This window comes from Vibrio sp. Vb1127, from assembly GCF_033338735.1.
Classification (GTDB): Bacteria; Pseudomonadota; Gammaproteobacteria; order Enterobacterales; family Vibrionaceae; genus Vibrio; species Vibrio alginolyticus.
On sequence record NZ_JAWOTF010000004.1, the window covers coordinates 203,181 to 220,181 of the forward strand.

Genomic DNA, 17,001 nt, shown 5'->3' on the forward strand with positions numbered 1-17,001 from the left:
CCAAGGGTGACATAAAGGTAGCATCCTACTAACGGGACACAAAAAGGGTAGCAAACGCTACCCTTTTGTTTCGGTTTATCGGCCATTAATGGCGTCAATCAGGCTTTTTGCTTCGCGGCGAATATCATCCTCACCGTAAACAATCGCCTCTTCTAGTAGTTTAATCGCCCCTTGAGAATCGTTCATCTCGAGATAGATTTTAGCCAAATCCAGTTTCCCAGCCGCTTCAGCATTGTTATCTACGTCAATATCGCCGATCTCGCCGATAACATCTGGAAACTCGTTCAATCCGACATCGAGCTTAAGGTCTTCTTCTTCGAACTCACCACCTTCTCTGTCGACCTGAGCCATCAATTCATCAATCGTCATAAATTGATTTTTCTTCGGGTCGAAGTCATCCAAGTCGCTTTGCTCTGCCCAGTTTTCTTGCGCGATCTCTGGCTGACTTAGTGCATCACTCGAATTCCAAACATCACGCTGGTCCTCAGGCACTTCTTCAGTAGAACTTACGTTATCAGCAGCGGGTTTAAAGCCATCCCAATAATCTCCAACATCAAGCATGGTTTCAAAATCCATACCTGCACTTGCGATGGTGTCACTGTCTAGTTTACCTTCAAATACTTCTGAGTTTGCGTCTTCCGCAAGAAGGTTAGCCATTGATGATTCATCATCCAAATTACTGAGCGGCTCACCCTCTGTCGCTGTTGGCTGCACTTCTGGGTCAGTATCAAAGCCGTTTTGCTGCGCAAATACTTCAAACAAAGCATCATGATCGTTATCGGCTTGAATAGCTGGTCTCGATGTCTCTGCTTCAACCTTAGGGCTCTCTGGCGCACCCTCGTTCATTGACGCGAGAACATCTTCCTCATTGAACTCTGGAAGATCTTGGTCGTCAAAACTTAACTCTTCATCCTCACCGGAGATTGGTTCTATATCTGCAGTCTCAGAGCTCGGTAATTCTGGCTCTTCTTCCATCGACGCCAAGGCATCTTCTTCGCTGAACTCTGGCAAATCGAGCTCATCAAAATTGAACTCTTCTTCGGACTCAGCTGGCAAGTCGGCTTCAACCTGTTCTGGCTCAACGGACTCGGACGTTTCTAACGCAGGTTCGCCAGCCATAGACGCCAGTGCATCTTCTTCACTGAACTCTGGCAAATCGAGCTCATCAAAATTGAACTCTTCTTCGGACTCAGTTGGCAAGTCGGCTTCAACTTGTTCTGGCTCAACGGACTCGGACGTTTCTAACGCAGGTTCGCCAGCCATAGACGCCAATGCGTCGTCTTCACTAAACTCAGGAAGATCCAGCTCGTCAAAATTGAACTCTTCTTCGGACTCAGCTGACAAGTCGGCTTCAACTTGTTCTGGCTTAACGGACTCGGACGTTTCTAACGCAGGTTCGCCAGCCATAGACGCCAGTGCATCTTCTTCACTGAACTCTGGCAAATCGAGCTCATCAAAATTGAACTCTTCTTCGGACTCAGTTGGCAAGTCGGCTTCAACTTGTTCTGGCTTAACGGACTCGGACGTTTCTAACGCAGGTTCGCCAGCCATAGACGCCAGTGCATCTTCTTCACTGAACTCTGGCAAATCGAGCTCATCAAAATTGAATTCATCTTCTGATTCAGCTGGCAAGTCTGCTTCAACCTGTTCTGGCTCAACGGACTCGGACGTTTCTAACGCAGGTTCGCCAGCCATGGACGCCAATGCGTCTTCTTCACTAAACTCAGGAAGATCCAGCTCGTCAAAATTGAACTCTTCTTCGGACTCAGCTGGCAAGTCGGCTTCAATTTGTTCTGGTTCAACGGACTCGGACGTTTCTAACGCAGGTTCGCCAGCCATAGATGCTAGAGCATCTTCTTCGCTGAATTCTGGAAGATCTAGCTCATCAAAATTGAATTCTTCTTCTGAATCGTTGGTCGACTCAGTTTCCGGCTCCAATTCAGGCTCATCCAGTAGCCAATCTTCTTCTTGTGGAACACCGAATTCATTCTCTATTGTATTTGGTGTCGGCGTGAAGGCTGGAATGTCTTCCTCTTGCTCAACGTGAGGCTGTACCTCAGCACCGGACTCCACGGATGGTTCTTGTGTTGAATCAGTATCGGTAGCCTCTTGTTGTAGTGATGAAGCTTCCTCTATCTCCGTTTGTGTTTTTTCAACTTGCTGCGGTAAATCGTCTTCACTATCAAATAGAGCGTCAAGTTCAGCAGAAAAATCCGCTTTTTCTTGTTCTGTTGGCAGAAGTTCTTCACTGTCTGACTCAAATAGGTCGTCTAGCTCGCTCATTAAAGGATCATTCTCTGGTGAGAGGTCCTCTAAATCACCAAGAAATTCATCGCTGCTAAATGGCTCTGAAGCAGCCTCTGGCTCGGTTAATGGTTGCTCTTTTGCAGCTTGTTGCGTGTCTGGTTGGCTTTCACTTAATAAAGCGTCGATGTCCAACCCAGACTCAATGTCCTGATCTTCATGAGTTTGTTCTGACTCAACTACGGAAGATGGCTTTTCGTCGGCGTCTGGCTCACCAAAACCAAGTGATTTCAGTAACTCTTCCTCTTCCGATTTATTCAGCTCTGGGCTCTCGTCCTCTCGAATCAGATCATCAAACGGATCTAAATCAGCTTCAGTCTCTTCATCAAGTTCAGAGGTAACATCATCAATGAGTTCATCCAGTAAGTCTGTGCTATCTGCGTCTAACTCTTCGATCGAGTCATCACCTTCAAAACCAGAGATTGCTTCTAGCTCGTTTAGTGGATCAAACTCGTCTGTGTCATCTTCATCAAAATCAATGAGTTCATCGAGTAGCTCTGTACTGTTTTCATCTAGAACAGGACCTTCATTGGCGTCAGCTTCTCGAACTTCCGATTCACTAGCCGGTTGTTCATACTGGGCCAATAGCTTATCGATATCGTCGTCAGATGCCTCTCCTACACTAAAGTCATCATCCGAAACGGGCTGTTTTAACTCAGGCTCATCAGTATCTAAATCGAAGTCATCGTTGCCAAGTTCAGCAAACAAGTCATCAAGCATATCCTGGTCGACAGTGTCACTTGGTAACTCTTCTGACGGCTCATCGGCTGCAAGTAACTCGGCAAATGCGTCGTCTGAAAGCGAGTCTGATTTCTCATTCACATCATCCGAAAGATCGAAGCCAGACTCATCGTCATCGAGCACTTCTAGTTCTGGAGCAACCTCATCTAAGGCTCGCTCCATTTCTTCTAAACCAAGCGCTTTTTCTTCGCCGTTGACTTGGATACCATTGTTCGATGACTCAAACTCATCCAGACCAACATCTAGGTCACCGTCATCGCCAATATCTGCAAATGGGTCATCGTCCCCTTCCAGATTGAAATCAAGTTCTTCATCGTCGAGGTTAGCAAAGACGTCTTCTTCTAAATCTGACTTCTCTTCTTGTAAAGACTGTGTGTTGATATCTTCATCTGCAAACAATTCATCATCAAGCGTGAGCTCTTCATCCAGCTCATCCGCCGCCTCTAAACCGATTGGCGCCGCAAGAGGATCAACGTTTTGCTGTTCCTGTGCAGCCGCATGTTCCTCTTTCGCTTTAGATCGTCGACCAAGAAGCATAACAACTAGCAACGCAATCAAAGCACCAGGAATTAATGCCGCAAGACCAACAAGCCAACCATTCGACAAAATTTTGTCCATGGTGCTTGGTTGCATGCGTTGTTGTTCAGCAAGGCGCTGGCGCTCTTCTGCAAGCAGCTTCTCGACTTCTGAGCGAATGCGTTCTTCGTCATTCAGCTCGCTTTTCAAAGTTTCGACTTCGCTTTGCACTTCTGACAGCATCAATCGAAGACGATGGTTCTTCTCTTCTAATGAGTCTAATTCACTTTGTGAGCCTTGAAGTTTGTCCTTTAGCGCACTGACCTGCTTTTCACCCTGCGGAGAGGTGGTTACTGGTGGCGCAGGGATGACGGGTATTGTTTTCGGAGTTGGTTTTGGCTCCGTTGCTGCCACTGTCTCTGGCTTAGTCGCAGGCTTGGGTTCTACTTTAATTTGTGGCTTTGGTTGCTCGGTGACTCGTTGTGCTGGCGTCACTCTATTTGTCGGCTTCGGCTGTTTTAACTTAGCTTCATGCGCCTTCATAATCGCAACAGCTTGCGCTGTGGTCGCGCTTTGCACTTGCTCTAGAGAAGGTACTCGTAGCCGACTACCTGGGATCAATTCATGAATGTTTTGGTTCTCAAACGCTTGAGGGTTAATTCGGTAAATGGCAAGAAGCGTTTGTTGAACGGTAACACCGCGTGAAGGTCGTAATTCTGAAGCGATCGACCATAGTGTTTGATTTTCACCAGTCGGACCAAAGAAACGTGACGGTTGAGTATTCGCAGGAGGAGCAGGTAATGCTCGCTCAATATCTTCAGCATAGCTCGGAGATGATTGCACTTCACCAGACGGTCCAACAAGACGAATTCCTTCGGCTTGAACCACTGATGATGTCTGAGTCGCGATCATCAACACAAGGGCTGCTAACAAACGCTTATAATTTTGACGCATAGAAGGCTCAGTTTTGTGCTAAATACAATTTGAAATGGTGATCGGTTAAATATATCGGATATCGCATGCAAAACTATAGCGTTGAGAATAAAAAATGTGTGGCTCTCGCCATATTCGTACTAATCTCACACTATTTTGTTTCGTTCGTACAAAAAAGCCTCGCACTGTGCGAGGCTTTGAAATGAACTGTAAGCGACTTAGTAGTAATCGCGGATCAGAACTTCTGCGATTTGCACCGCGTTAGTTGCCGCGCCTTTACGCACGTTATCAGCAACAACCCACAGGTTTACGCCGCTATGATGGCTGATATCGTTACGGATACGACCAACCATTACATGGTCCTTACCGCCCGCATCGCGAACTTGTGTAGGGAAGTCTTCACCGTGGAACACTTCGATACCGTCAGTTTGTTCAAGCAAGTTAACGACTTCTTGTGCATCGATAGGTGAACGAGTCTCAATGTGGAGTGCTTCTGCGTGACCGTAGAATACAGGAACACGTACACACGTTGGATTGACTGTGATTGATGGATCGTTAAAGATCTTCTGTGTTTCCCACACCATTTTCATTTCTTCTTTGGTGTAGCCGTTTTCCATCATTTGATCGATTTGTGGAATACAGTTAAACGCGATCTGTTGAGAGAATTGCTTCTTGTCTGCAGGCAGACCGTTTAGCAGCTTCGCCGTTTGACCTGCTAGCTCATCAATACCCGCTTTTCCTGCACCAGATACCGATTGGTAAGTTGATACGTTAATACGCTCAATGCCCACCGCATCGTGAATTGGTTTTAGTGCCACCAGCATTTGGATGGTTGAACAGTTCGGGTTCGCGATGATGTTACGGTTACGAAACTCTGCAATCGCTTCTGGGTTTACTTCTGGCACAACAAGAGGAATGTCGTACTCGTAACGGAAGTGTGATGTATTGTCGATAACAATCACGCCTTCATCAGCGGCAATTGGAGCCCACTTGGCTGATAGCTCACCACCAGCAGAAAACAGTGCGATATGCGCTTGAGACCAATCGAACTCTTCTACGTTTTGAACGCGTACCGTTTTACCATTGAAGCGGTAAGTCTTGCCTTCGCTGCGCTCACTCGCGAGTAGGAAGATTTCGCCTACTGGGAATTTGCGCTCTTGAAGCACATCCAAAATTGTTTCACCGACCGCACCGGTCGCACCTAAAATGGCAACATTATATTGCTGGCTCATTGACTTACCTCAATCTGAAAACCTAGTTCTGCTAATGGAGCAAGGTTACATGTTTTGTTACCCACTAGCGTGACAGCGCTGTATTCACGGCGATCCCAGTAGTTTTTACGCATCAGGTCAAAAGCGCCTGGCTTACTGATTTCACGGCGGAAAAGAGCGTCATCTCTACGCACATCATAGATTAACTGCGTGATGTTATGCAGTGTTGCTTCGTCCCAAGCTCTGTCCAATACCATAGTAGGAACAGGCGCGGTTGGCAGTAAATCGCTGGCATGCGCACGTAATTCGTTATTTAAGAACTCACAGTAGCTGTTGAAAATCATCGTTGTACCGCGAGCTTTCCCTTCCAAGCCGTAGCCTGCAACGTGAGGGGTTGCGAATGCTAGCAGAGGCAGAAGCTCCATATCAACCTCTGGTTCAAATTCAAATACGTCGAGTGCCGCTGTAAAGCCATCATTTTTCAAAAGACGTTGCTTCAAAGCAGCGTTGTCAACGATGGGACCTCGAGCCGCGTTAATCAAAATTTGATCGCTGCGGAGACCATTTAATACCTTCTCATCAATCAAATGATGCGTTGGGTATGGGCCATCTTTGGTGATTGGCGTATGTAGTGTAATGATGTCTGAGCTTTCAATCAGTTCTGTCAACGGAGTAAAGCTACGAGGATCACCAGCCTCTTGTTTGAATGGGTCATTGATGAGAACTTTAATACCCATGCCTTTCAAACATTTCTCTAGGTAGCTACCTACTTCGCCTGCACCAATAATACCTACCGTCTTGTCAAATACCGAGAAACCTTGTTGCTGAGCGAGCACCATCATCACGCTGAACGCGTATTCCGCTACACCCACTTTGTTACACCCTGGCGCAGCAGTGAAGAAAATGCCTTTCTCTTTTAAGAGTGCTTGGTCAACATGATCCATGCCTGCCGTGGCCGTACCAACAAACTTCAGCTTGTTTGCTTTGCTGATCAGGTCAGCATTCACTTTGGTGACTGAGCGAATCATTAGGGCATCAACATCCACTAAATCATCGGCGGTCAGTGTACGACCTGGTTTTAGAATTACGTTACCGAGTTGGCTGAATAGCTCTTCAGCATACGGCATATTTTCATCAACAATAATTTTCATAGCGCCAGCGTTCTAACATCCATTTGTAAGAGTTCGTTTATTCGCAAGATGCGAAACTAAAGCGATTGTGCCCTTTTCCCGAAAAATCTCAAGATATAACACCAATAAACCTCAAGGAGGTAACTTCTATAGAATCAATTGACGGGAAGCCTAGAGAAAAGCAGAAACAGAGAAAAGAAAAAGCCCGGCTAAATAGCCGGGCAAAGTTCCAGAACAAAAGGATCCTATCCCGCTCTCCATGGGATAGAGTCTGCGTCTGTTCGATCAGTGTGACTGATCAAGCTCTGGAAACTGGATTGTTGGCGTTTACAGTACTCTCGCAAGGCGCCAACAAATTCAGTTAACCTTGGTACTTTTTAATAACCAAAGTTGCGTTTGTGCCGCCAAAGCCAAAGCTGTTTGACATTACGGTCGTTAGCTCTGCATCACGTGCTTCTGTCACGATGTCCAGACCTTGTGCTGCTTCGTCCAAGTTTGAAATATTGATGCTTGGAGCAATGAAGTTTTTGTCTAGCATAAGTGTTGAGTAAATTGCTTCGTGCACGCCCGCTGCGCCGAGTGCGTGGCCAGTCATTGCTTTTGTTGCAGAGATTGCAGGGCTGTTCTCACCAAACAATTGTTGGATAGCACCAAGCTCTTTCACGTCACCAACTGGTGTCGATGTGCCGTGCGTGTTGATGTAATCCACACCATCAACGTCTTGCATCGCCATCTTCATACAACGAATTGCGCCTTCACCTGATGGCGCTACCATGTCGTAGCCATCTGATGTCGCACCGTAACCTACGATTTCACCGTAGATTTTCGCACCACGTGCCAGTGCGTGCTCTAGTTCTTCAATAACCAGCATGCCGCCGCCGCCCGAGATAACAAAACCGTCACGGTCTGCATCGTATGTACGAGATGCTTTGTCTGGCGTGTCATTGTATTTGGTTGACAGTGCGCCCATCGCATCAAACATCATAGTTTGAGACCAATCTAGCTCTTCGCCGCCACCAGCAAAAACAATATCTTGTTTGCCTAGTTGAATAAGCTCCATAGCATGGCCGATACAGTGTGCAGATGTTGCACATGCAGAGCTCATTGAGTAGTTCACGCCACGAATCTTAAATGGCGTAGCAAGACAAGCAGAAACAGTAGAAGACATAGTACGAGGAACCATGTAAGGACCAACTCGCTTTACGCCTTTTGCACGCATCGTGTCTGTCGCTACCGTTTGATTGTATGCAGAAGCACCGCCAGAACCTGCAACGATACCGGTACGATCGTTTGAAACCTGCTCTTCTGTAAGACCAGCGTCTGCGATTGCCTGCTCCATTGATAGGTATGCATAAGCAGCCGCATCACCCATAAAGCGCATCTGCTTACGGTCGATGTGTTCCGCCGGGTTGATTTTTAGGTCACCCCATACTTGCGAACGAAGACCGTGTTCTTTGAACTGCTCAGATGCAGTGATGCCAGATTTGCCCGCTTTAAGAGACGCTAGAACTTCTTCGACGTTGTTACCGATACTTGAAACAATACCCATACCGGTGATTACGACTCGTTTCATTATGACATTCCTATAATTCAAAAATCCGCTAGATGATAACTAAGATAGTCAACAAAAGTGGTCAGCTTTCCCATAAATTCGTACAATCGCCCCATTCTTACCGCGCCAAATCACAAATTTGCACCATTATGACTTCAATAAAAAACGCAGAACTTGGTTGGAACGAAGCTGGTACTCCGGTTTCAGACCAATTTGATGATGTTTACTTCTCTAACGTAAACGGTCTTGAAGAGACACGCTACGTTTTCTTAAAACAAAATCATCTCCCAGAAAGATGGCAGGAATTTGACCAAAGACGTTTTGTCATTGGTGAAACAGGATTTGGCACGGGATTAAACTTCTTAGCAGTATGCCAGTGGTTTAGTGAGTTTCGTCGTCAGCATCCGGACGCAACATTGAAAGAGCTGCATTTTATTAGCTTTGAAAAATACCCATTAAGCAAAGCCGATTTAAAGAAGGCGCATGAAGCTTGGCCTGAGCTAGCTGAATACGCGGAAAAGTTACAAAAGCACTACCCTGCTGCTGTGCCGGAGTGTCATCGCATTGTTTTAGAAGACGGCGCAATCACACTCGACCTTTGGTTTGGTGACATTAAAGACTGCATGCCGCAAGTCCCATACAACGAACAAGGTTTGATTGATGCTTGGTTCTTAGATGGATTCGCGCCAAGCAAAAACCCTGAGATGTGGAACCAAGGCCTGTTCAACAACATGGCAAAGCTAGCCAAGCAAGATTGTACAGTTGCCACGTTTACCGCAGCAGGCTTTGTACGTCGTGGTTTGAACGAAGCTGGCTTTACAATGAAAAAGGTGAAAGGTTTCGGCACTAAGCGAGAAATGATCGCCGGCTCTATGGAGCAACGTGAAAAGCAGTCGAACCATCTCCCTTGGTTCAATCGCTCAGCATCTAGCAATCTTGATTCGATTGCCATCATTGGTGGTGGTATAGCTAGCGCGGCGTTAGCGAAAACGTTAGTTCGTCGTGGCCAAAACGTCACCCTTTACTGTAAAGACAAACAACCAGCCAAAGGAGCTTCAGGCAATCGACAAGGAGCCGTTTATCCACTGCTTAATGGCCCGCACACGGGTGTTTCACGAGTGTTTGCTCCTGCATTTTTGTTCGCACGTCAGTTTGTTGAACAAGCAGCACAAGAGATCGATTTTGATCATGGATGGTGTGGCGTAACTCAGTTGATGTGGGATGACAAATCCACAGACAAACTGGAGAAAATACTTGCGGGTAACTTCACTCCAGAGCTCATTCAAAAGCTGTCCGCCGAGGAAACTGCGAACACTATCGGGTTACCTATTGATATGGCGTCTGTGCACTACCCAATGGGAGGGTGGCTGTGCCCTGCCGAGTTAACGCGTGGGTTAATTAAACAATTGGAGAAGACGTCGTTACTCTCAACGAAGTTTGAACATCTTGTTGAGGCATTAGATTGGGATGAAAAGCGTCAGCTCTGGCTACTAACGGCGAGTGGTCAAACATTTGAGCACTCAACGGTTGTGATTGCGAACGGCCATGAGTTCCAGGCATTGAGTCAAACCGCTTCCCTCCCAATGGGGCAAGTGAAAGGACAAGTCAGTCATGCGCCAGCAACCGAAACGCTGAGTCAGCTGAAAACGGTGTTGTGTTACGACGGTTACATGACACCTGTTAACCCAAGTAATCAACACTTGTGTATCGGTGCAAGCTACGACCGCAGTCACCTTGACTACGAATTTGATGAAAACGCCCAAAAAGATAATGCGGAAAAGCTAGTGAAATGTGTACCGAATCAAACATGGGCAAAAGAGGTAGATATCACTGGTAATCAATCTCGCCAAGGTATTCGTTGCGTTAGCCGAGATCACTTACCATTTGTCGGAAATGTGGGCGACTTTGAGACGATCAAAACGCAATACGCCAACTTACAAAATCACAAAGCAGAAGAGGTAGAAACCATTCATCAGTACCCTAACCTATTCTGCTTCTTAGGTTTAGGATCTCGTGGACTGAGCTCTGCACCATTATTAGCTGAAGTGTTGGCCTCCCAGATCTGTGGGGACCCGCTGCCATTACCTGTTGATGTATTGACCGAACTTCACCCAAGTCGAATGTGGGTTCGTAAACTAAGAAAAGGCAAAGCCATTACCGAGCTGTAAGAGTATTCTCTCGTTTTAGTTCCCGACACAGATACGTGTCGGGAATCGCTAACTCACTAAGTTGCTCGTACTGAGATTACTTCAGCAGTGCAACTGCCTGTTTCACTTGCTCTGCCACTTCTGGGTTTACAACCTTACCCGATTCCACGTCAAAATTTTCGTAGAAGCTCGGCACAGATAACGATGCCTTTACATCCGCGCCAAAAAATTGTGCAGAACCTGTCGCCGCCGCAAGAACACTTTGCGCACCACCGGGACCTGGGGAAGTTGCTAAATAAACGACAGGCTTGTTTTGAAATACATTACGCTCAATGCGCGTCGCCCAATCGAACAAGTTTTTATAGGCCGCTGGGTACGAACCGTTGTGCTCTGCGAAGGAAACAACGAGAGCGTCAGCCTCCGCCAAGTCACGTAAAAACGCGACAGCCCCTTCAGCTTGACCTATTTCTTTCTCTTTGTCCTCGCTAAACATTGGCGCTTGATAATCGTTTAAGTCTAGAACATTCACTTGAGCGCCTTCGACTTGATTTGCTGCGTATGTAGCAAGTAGTTTGTTGATTGAGGTAGAGCTGGTAGATGCACCAAATGCGACAATTTTCATGGTTGTAATCCTTTGTTCACGTTTTATGCTGATCAGAATAAAAGTTGAACAGTTTCGCTACAACCACAAAAATTTTATGGAGAGGTTCGAATTTTTCGAAGTAGTAAATGACTAGGATTAAATAAAGGGAGAACGCTGCTTAGGGACTAAGCCTGAGCCTGGAGCTCCTGCCACAAATCACTGACAATCACGCGATCGGCCGGGCTTAACTCGGTACGCGCATTTTCTAAGCTGCTCTCAATGCGTGACTTCAGCTCAGTAATATCGCTAATCCCTTCTTCTTCACAAGACGCCGCGGATAAAGAGATGTGACCACGTAAATAACCACCAGCAAACAATTCATCGTCAGATGCTGTTTCAATTCGAGCATCAATCAGTTCCAGTAGTTTTTCTTCAAATTCAATAATCATGGTGTATCTCTGAGGTTATTAGTGGTTATTTAACGCAAAAGTCCGACGCTTCCAGTGGCTTAGTTTGATAAAATGCGCGCAGGGCATCAGAAAGCATTTTCACTCGCAAAGGCAAGCCAACGTCCAAAATACCTAGCACTTCTTTATGCACTTTTTTCATAAAGCCGAGCCTATCTGGTTCAAAATCGCCGTGTAGATTGTCACAACTCACCGTAAAAGGGAAGCCAGCGCTTTGTGCCAGAATCCATTCATAAGCTTGAGGTCGCACTTCAACTTTCTCAAACTCCGCTTGAACTTCTGCTGTTCGCCCATCGGGTTCATACCAATAGCCAAAATCTTCCAGCAAACGACGCTCTGGACCAGCCACACACCAATGCGAAATCTCGTGTAAAGCAGAGGCGTAAAAACCCCGAGCAAAAATAATCCGATGATGAGGGTGTTCATCATCAGCAGGAAGATAAATAGGCTCATCACCACCTAACTCTAATTTCGTATTAAATTGTTCTAAAAAGGTGTCATTAAAAATGGTGATTAAGTCTTGGTATTCGTGGGTCATCGTCGAGTTTGTACTTCAGTTTGACATGCGCTGCATATTGTCGCTGTTTTTAGCTATGAGGTAAAGGCAACCCCACATTTTTGGTTATTAGTTGAATTTATCTGAACATCGCTTTCTCCATACAATTTCTCATTCGTCAGCGTACTTATTTACCACTACACTCTCGCCTTATTTTGATGCCGTTCAAACCGCTATTTTTAAGCCGTTTGATTACAAGCATGTTGCTGGTTTTAATCACTTTTTAAGAGAGATAGAACCGTTTGTAAGTGTTGTTACTTCGCCTACGCTGATTCTCGTAGAACGTAGTGACTTTTTACGTTGAGTGTTTCCCTATGTTGCTAAGTGTGTTGTATATCATTGGTATCACGGCTGAAGCCATGACAGGTGCGTTAAGTGCTGGTAGAAGAAAGATGGACTGGTTTGGTGTTATGTTGGTGGCCAGCGCAACGGCCATTGGTGGTGGCACCGTACGTGACATTCTATTAGGCCACTACCCTCTTGGTTGGGTAAAAAACCCAGAGTTCCTTGCAATTACGTGTGTTGCAGGTGTGCTAACAACAGGTTTAGCGAAATGGGTGATTAAGCTGAAAGGTCTGTTCATTCGCCTCGATGCATTAGGTTTAATCGTGTTTAGTATCATCGGAACAAAAATTGCGATGGGCATGGGCTTGCACCCTGGTATTTGTATGGTTTCAGCGTTAGTAACTGGTGTATTCGGTGGGCTACTTCGCGACTTAATCTGTCGCCAAACACCATTGGTACTGCATGAAGAGCTTTACGCTTCTGTCGCTCTTATCGCATCAGGAATGTACTTAGCGCTATTAGAATTCAATGTTCCCGATGTCACTGCCACTATTATTACACTGGTTACTGGTTACATGTTGCGTATGGCTGCGGTACGCTTTAAGTGGCGTCTGCCTTCTTTCCATTTGGAAACCGAAGGCTCGATTCATTAAGCAAAAACTACTTAAACAAAAAAGGTTGCCTGATAAAATTGTGCCACCCGCGATTCAGTGAGTGGCATAATTTTATATTCAGTCATCCTGAACAGCGACGAAGGAGCATGATTCAGGATCTATTATCCGAGCACTCTGTTGTCAGAGATGTTTCTTTCTCTTTTCATCGTGCTGAAATTAGATTCCTAGTCTCGCTATAGCTCGCTGGAATGACACAAAGCTCTTAAATCTTCGGTGTTTCAGTTGTTACGCCATGGTTTTGACCACGGTGGCGTAGTAAATGATCCATCACCACAATAGCCAGCATCGCTTCTGCGATAGGCACAGCACGAATACCCACACATGGGTCATGACGACCTTTGGTGATCAACTGAGTTGGTTCACCTTCTTTTGTGATGGTCTCACCCGGCACAGTGATACTTGATGTTGGCTTAAGCGCAATGTTAGCGACAATGTCTTGACCAGTCGAGATACCGCCAAGAATGCCACCCGCATGATTACTACCAAAACCTTCAGGAGCAAGCGTATCACGGTGCTGACTGCCTTTTTGGTTTACCACGTCGAAACCGTCTCCGATTTCCACGCCTTTCACCGCGTTGATGCTCATTAGTGCGTGCGCGATGTCTGCATCCAAACGGTCAAATACGGGTTCCCCAAGACCAACAGGCACGTTAGTTGCCACAACCTGGATTTTTGCGCCAATAGAGTCGCCTTCTTTTTTCAGGTCACGGATAAGTTGGTCAAACGCTTCTACTTTGTCAGCATCAGGGCAGAAGAATGCATTGTTCTCGATTTCGCTCCAATCTACCTTGTCGATAGATACATCACCCATTTGTGACAAGTAAGCACGAATCTCAACACCAAACTCATCTTTTAAGTATTTCTTCGCGATTGCACCAGCCGCCACACGCATTGCGGTTTCACGAGCTGAAGAACGGCCGCCACCGCGATAGTCGCGGATGCCGTATTTTTGGTGGTAAGTGTAATCAGCATGACCCGGTCTGAACTTATCTTTGATGTCAGAGTAGTCTTTTGAGCGCTGATCGGTGTTTTCAATTAGCAAACCGATCGATGTGCCCGTGGTTTTGCCTTCAAAAACGCCAGAAAGAATTTTAACTTCATCCGGTTCACGACGTTGTGTGGTGTAACGTGATGTGCCTGGACGACGGCGGTCGAGATCGATTTGTAGATCTGCTTCTGTAATTTCCAACCCCGGAGGACATCCGTCTACGATACATCCCAGTGCGATACCGTGACTTTCCCCGAATGTCGTCACTCGGAAATGTTGTCCGATACTGTTTCCTGCCATTACTTCCTCAAGTTTTTATCGCCACGCTCTCTCAAAACAGAGCATAGCTGCTTTCCAATTCTTCGTGGATTCATAGTGGCTTTATTACGTTTTGATGTAAAGAGTTAATATCGGCGAGGTATGCATAAAAAAAACACCGAGCATAAAGCTCGGTGTTTTGATGTTTAGTGCAAGACTCTATTAGTCTTTGTACAGTTTAAACTCTTCTGCACACTCAACCAGCTGGTCACGCGTTAGCATAAATACGCCATGACCGCCGTTCTCGAACTCAATCCAAGTAAATGGAATCTCTGGATACTGTTCCATCATATGAATCATTGAGTTTCCGACTTCACAAATAAGAATGCCGTTATCTGTTAGATAATCTGGCGCGTTAGCAAGAATACGACGCACTAGTTTTAGACCATCCGTACCCGCAGCTAAACCAAGCTCAGGCTCATGCGTGAACTCATCTGGCAGGCTGTTCATGTCTTCTTCATCCACATATGGTGGGTTGGACACGATTAGATTGTATTTCTCTTTTGGAAGATCACGGAACAAATCAGAGCGAATTGGGAACACTTGCTGCTCCATGCCGTGATCTTGTACGTTTTGCTCAGCCACTTGTAGAGCATCTGTAGAGATGTCGATAGCATCCACTTCTGCTTCAGGGAAAGCGTGCGCACAAGCAATCGCGATACAACCAGAACCCGTACATAGGTCCATGATGCGCGTAGGCTCTTCCACCAACCAAGGTTGGAATTCCGCTTGAATCAATTCGCCGATAGGAGAACGTGGCACAAGTACACGCTCATCAACGAAGAACTCAAGACCGCAGAACCATGCTTTGTTGGTTAGGTATGCTGTTGGCGTACGCTCGTTGATGCGTTTTACTACGCGCTCAACAATACGCAGACGCTCGCTTGTCGTTAGGCGAGAGTTCAATACGTGCGGAGGCACATCAATCGGCAAGTATAAGGTTGGCAGGATAAGCTGAACTGCTTCATCCCACGCATTATCAGTACCATGACCGTAAAACAGGTTCGCTGCATTAAAGCGGCTTACCGTCCAACGAATCATATCTTGAAGGGTATGCAGCTCCGATACCGCTTCTTCTACAAAAATCTTATCCAAAATTGCCTCCGAAAAGCGCTACAATACTGCCAATAAAGTTTATTAATGAAATTGTTTACCTAATGAGCCAAAAAGACACCGAGAACGATGACGATTTCGCCTTGTTTCAGGAAGCAGTACAGGGCGTAAAAAAGTTGCGACAGGATACCATAATCCAGCAACCAAAAAAAAATACTAAGCAAAAAGAAATCAAGCGCTCCAACCGTGAAGCGAGTGACTCTGAATTTTACTTTTCAGACGAGTTTGTCCCTCTATTAAACGATGAAGGTCCAACTCGTTATGCACGTGACGACGTCTCCACTTATGAAGTCAAACGTCTACGTCGTGGCGTGTATGTACCGGACGTGTTCCTCGATATGCACGGCATGACACAGCAAGAAGCAAAACGCGAGCTTGGTGCGATGATAGCCTATTGCATCAAAAACGAGATTCATTGCGCGTGTGTGCAACATGGTATTGGGAAACACATCCTGAAACAGAAAGCCCCACTTTGGTTAGCACAGCATCCTGACGTTATGGCTTTTCACCAAGCGCCACTAGAATTTGGTGGTGATGGTGCGTTGTTAGTGTTGCTTTCAATTCCTGAAAAGTAACAAGCTTGCTGTAGACACGACGAAACGAAAAGGCAGGGATCTCCTGCCTTTCTTATTCTGTCTCTAATTTGCAAACGCTTATTTTGGTTTAGACACTTATGGCGTAATATGCCATAGCACTTCACCATTTTGTGTTTGTAAATCATATTCAATGCACACTAGGCCTGATGTAGGAAACATCGGAGGTGTCATGTCTTTTACAAACTCTGAAGTCAGATAACCGACCAAAGGCAAATGCGATACGAACAAAAGCGAGTCCAATTGTTCGACTTCGATTAACGCACTTGCGAAATCGAAGACATGCTCGGACTGGCCATAAGGTGTAATATCTTCACAAGTTTCAATGCTTTTTGCAGAGAAATACGCACTGATCTCTTGCCAAGTTTGTTGAGCTCTAATGTACGGACTCACCAACACTTTATCGAATTGCGCAAAACCCTGTTCTTTACAGGCTCTAGCAACCGCTTCTGATTCGACTCTGCCTCTTGGGGTCAATTGTCGTGCTGCGTCTGAATCTGCAAAATGCTCGGCTTCACCGTGACGCATGATGAATATTTTCATGTTATTTCCTAGGGATAGCTAACGCTACCAAAAGGTTGACTGCTATCTTTATTAGATAGACGGGGCTAACTTTAACAATGACGAAACAAAAATACTGATATAATTATCTGTTCATTATACCAATTCGCTTGTTAAAGATAGCGACTTTCTTAACAATCTATTAAAAGAATGTACTCAGCTCATCACACTATTTAACTGTGCAATGAGTTCAGAGCATTCACTCAAACAGTTCTTCCCCATACGCAAACGCGATGGGCCTGTGCAGAAGTCTACGAATAACAAAAATACGGCAAGCAGTATTTGTCGAAACGCAAACTTTGCGCCCCCCGCGAGGGGAGCCTACATTA

The 17,001-nt window shown here is 45.9% G+C and carries 13 protein-coding genes; 3 read left to right on the top strand and 10 right to left on the bottom strand.

The window, feature by feature from the left end; all coding sequences use genetic code 11:
* Nucleotides 1-75 precede the first annotated feature (75 nt).
* From R7H07_RS08825 to fabB, 4 genes are all read right to left on the bottom strand, one after another.
* Nucleotides 76-4,515, bottom strand: coding sequence for a FimV/HubP family polar landmark protein (locus R7H07_RS08825; RefSeq protein ID WP_318079070.1), 4,440 nt, complete (start codon nucleotides 4,513-4,515; stop codon nucleotides 76-78).
* A gap of 197 nt (nucleotides 4,516-4,712) precedes the next feature.
* Nucleotides 4,713-5,726 (bottom strand): aspartate-semialdehyde dehydrogenase, encoded by a 1,014-nt coding sequence (locus R7H07_RS08830; protein WP_005380562.1) that lies wholly within the window; start codon nucleotides 5,724-5,726, stop codon nucleotides 4,713-4,715.
* Nucleotides 5,723-6,856: a 4-phosphoerythronate dehydrogenase gene (locus R7H07_RS08835; protein ID WP_206960014.1), complete on the bottom strand. Its 1,134-nt coding sequence runs from the start codon at nucleotides 6,854-6,856 to the stop codon at nucleotides 5,723-5,725. Before R7H07_RS08835 ends, R7H07_RS08830 begins: the two co-directional genes overlap by 4 nt.
* Before the next feature lie 340 nt (nucleotides 6,857-7,196).
* Complete coding sequence (fabB, locus tag R7H07_RS08840) at nucleotides 7,197-8,408, bottom strand: beta-ketoacyl-ACP synthase I (RefSeq protein WP_005380557.1); 1,212 nt, start codon at nucleotides 8,406-8,408, stop codon at nucleotides 7,197-7,199.
* Between the two features lie 128 nt (nucleotides 8,409-8,536).
* On the opposite strand from fabB, the gene mnmC reads away from it, so the two are divergent.
* Nucleotides 8,537-10,555 carry a bifunctional tRNA (5-methylaminomethyl-2-thiouridine)(34)-methyltransferase MnmD/FAD-dependent 5-carboxymethylaminomethyl-2-thiouridine(34) oxidoreductase MnmC gene (mnmC, locus tag R7H07_RS08845; protein ID WP_206960012.1) on the top strand — a complete coding sequence of 673 codons (2,019 nt, stop codon included), beginning with the start codon at nucleotides 8,537-8,539 and terminating at the stop codon, nucleotides 10,553-10,555.
* Between the two features lie 76 nt (nucleotides 10,556-10,631).
* Here mnmC and R7H07_RS08850 read toward each other — a convergent pair whose 3' ends face one another.
* The 3 genes from R7H07_RS08850 to R7H07_RS08860 form a co-directional block, all read right to left on the bottom strand.
* Nucleotides 10,632-11,156, bottom strand: a complete 525-nt coding sequence (locus R7H07_RS08850) for an NADPH-dependent FMN reductase (protein WP_005380552.1) — start codon at nucleotides 11,154-11,156, stop codon at nucleotides 10,632-10,634.
* A 146-nt stretch (nucleotides 11,157-11,302) separates the two neighbouring features.
* Entirely contained in the window at nucleotides 11,303-11,566 is a 264-nt protein-coding gene (locus R7H07_RS08855; protein ID WP_017635933.1) for a YfcL family protein, read from the bottom strand.
* 25 nt (nucleotides 11,567-11,591) lie between these two features.
* A complete protein-coding gene (locus R7H07_RS08860; protein WP_005380546.1) occupies nucleotides 11,592-12,122 on the bottom strand; it encodes an elongation factor P hydroxylase in 531 nt (176 codons plus the stop codon).
* Nucleotides 12,123-12,454: 332 nt separating this feature from the next.
* Between R7H07_RS08860 and R7H07_RS08865 the strand changes: the two genes are divergently transcribed.
* Nucleotides 12,455-13,078, top strand: a complete 624-nt coding sequence (locus tag R7H07_RS08865) for a trimeric intracellular cation channel family protein (RefSeq protein ID WP_005380544.1) — start codon at nucleotides 12,455-12,457, stop codon at nucleotides 13,076-13,078.
* A 223-nt stretch (nucleotides 13,079-13,301) separates the two neighbouring features.
* Here the strand turns inward: R7H07_RS08865 and aroC are convergent, their stop codons facing one another.
* Entirely contained in the window at nucleotides 13,302-14,387 is a 1,086-nt protein-coding gene (gene aroC / locus R7H07_RS08870) for a chorismate synthase (RefSeq protein ID WP_130545946.1), read from the bottom strand.
* A 180-nt stretch (nucleotides 14,388-14,567) separates the two neighbouring features.
* Entirely contained in the window at nucleotides 14,568-15,500 is a 933-nt protein-coding gene (gene prmB, locus R7H07_RS08875; protein WP_005380541.1) for a 50S ribosomal protein L3 N(5)-glutamine methyltransferase, read from the bottom strand.
* A gap of 62 nt (nucleotides 15,501-15,562) precedes the next feature.
* Between prmB and smrB the strand changes: the two genes are divergently transcribed.
* Complete coding sequence (gene smrB, locus R7H07_RS08880) at nucleotides 15,563-16,093, top strand: endonuclease SmrB (protein ID WP_065274739.1); 531 nt, start codon at nucleotides 15,563-15,565, stop codon at nucleotides 16,091-16,093.
* A 96-nt stretch (nucleotides 16,094-16,189) separates the two neighbouring features.
* Here the strand turns inward: smrB and sixA are convergent, their stop codons facing one another.
* The gene (sixA, locus tag R7H07_RS08885; protein ID WP_005380537.1) at nucleotides 16,190-16,654 is read right to left on the bottom strand and encodes a phosphohistidine phosphatase SixA; all 465 of its coding nucleotides are present in this window, start codon (nucleotides 16,652-16,654) and stop codon (nucleotides 16,190-16,192) included.
* Nucleotides 16,655-17,001 lie beyond the last annotated feature (347 nt).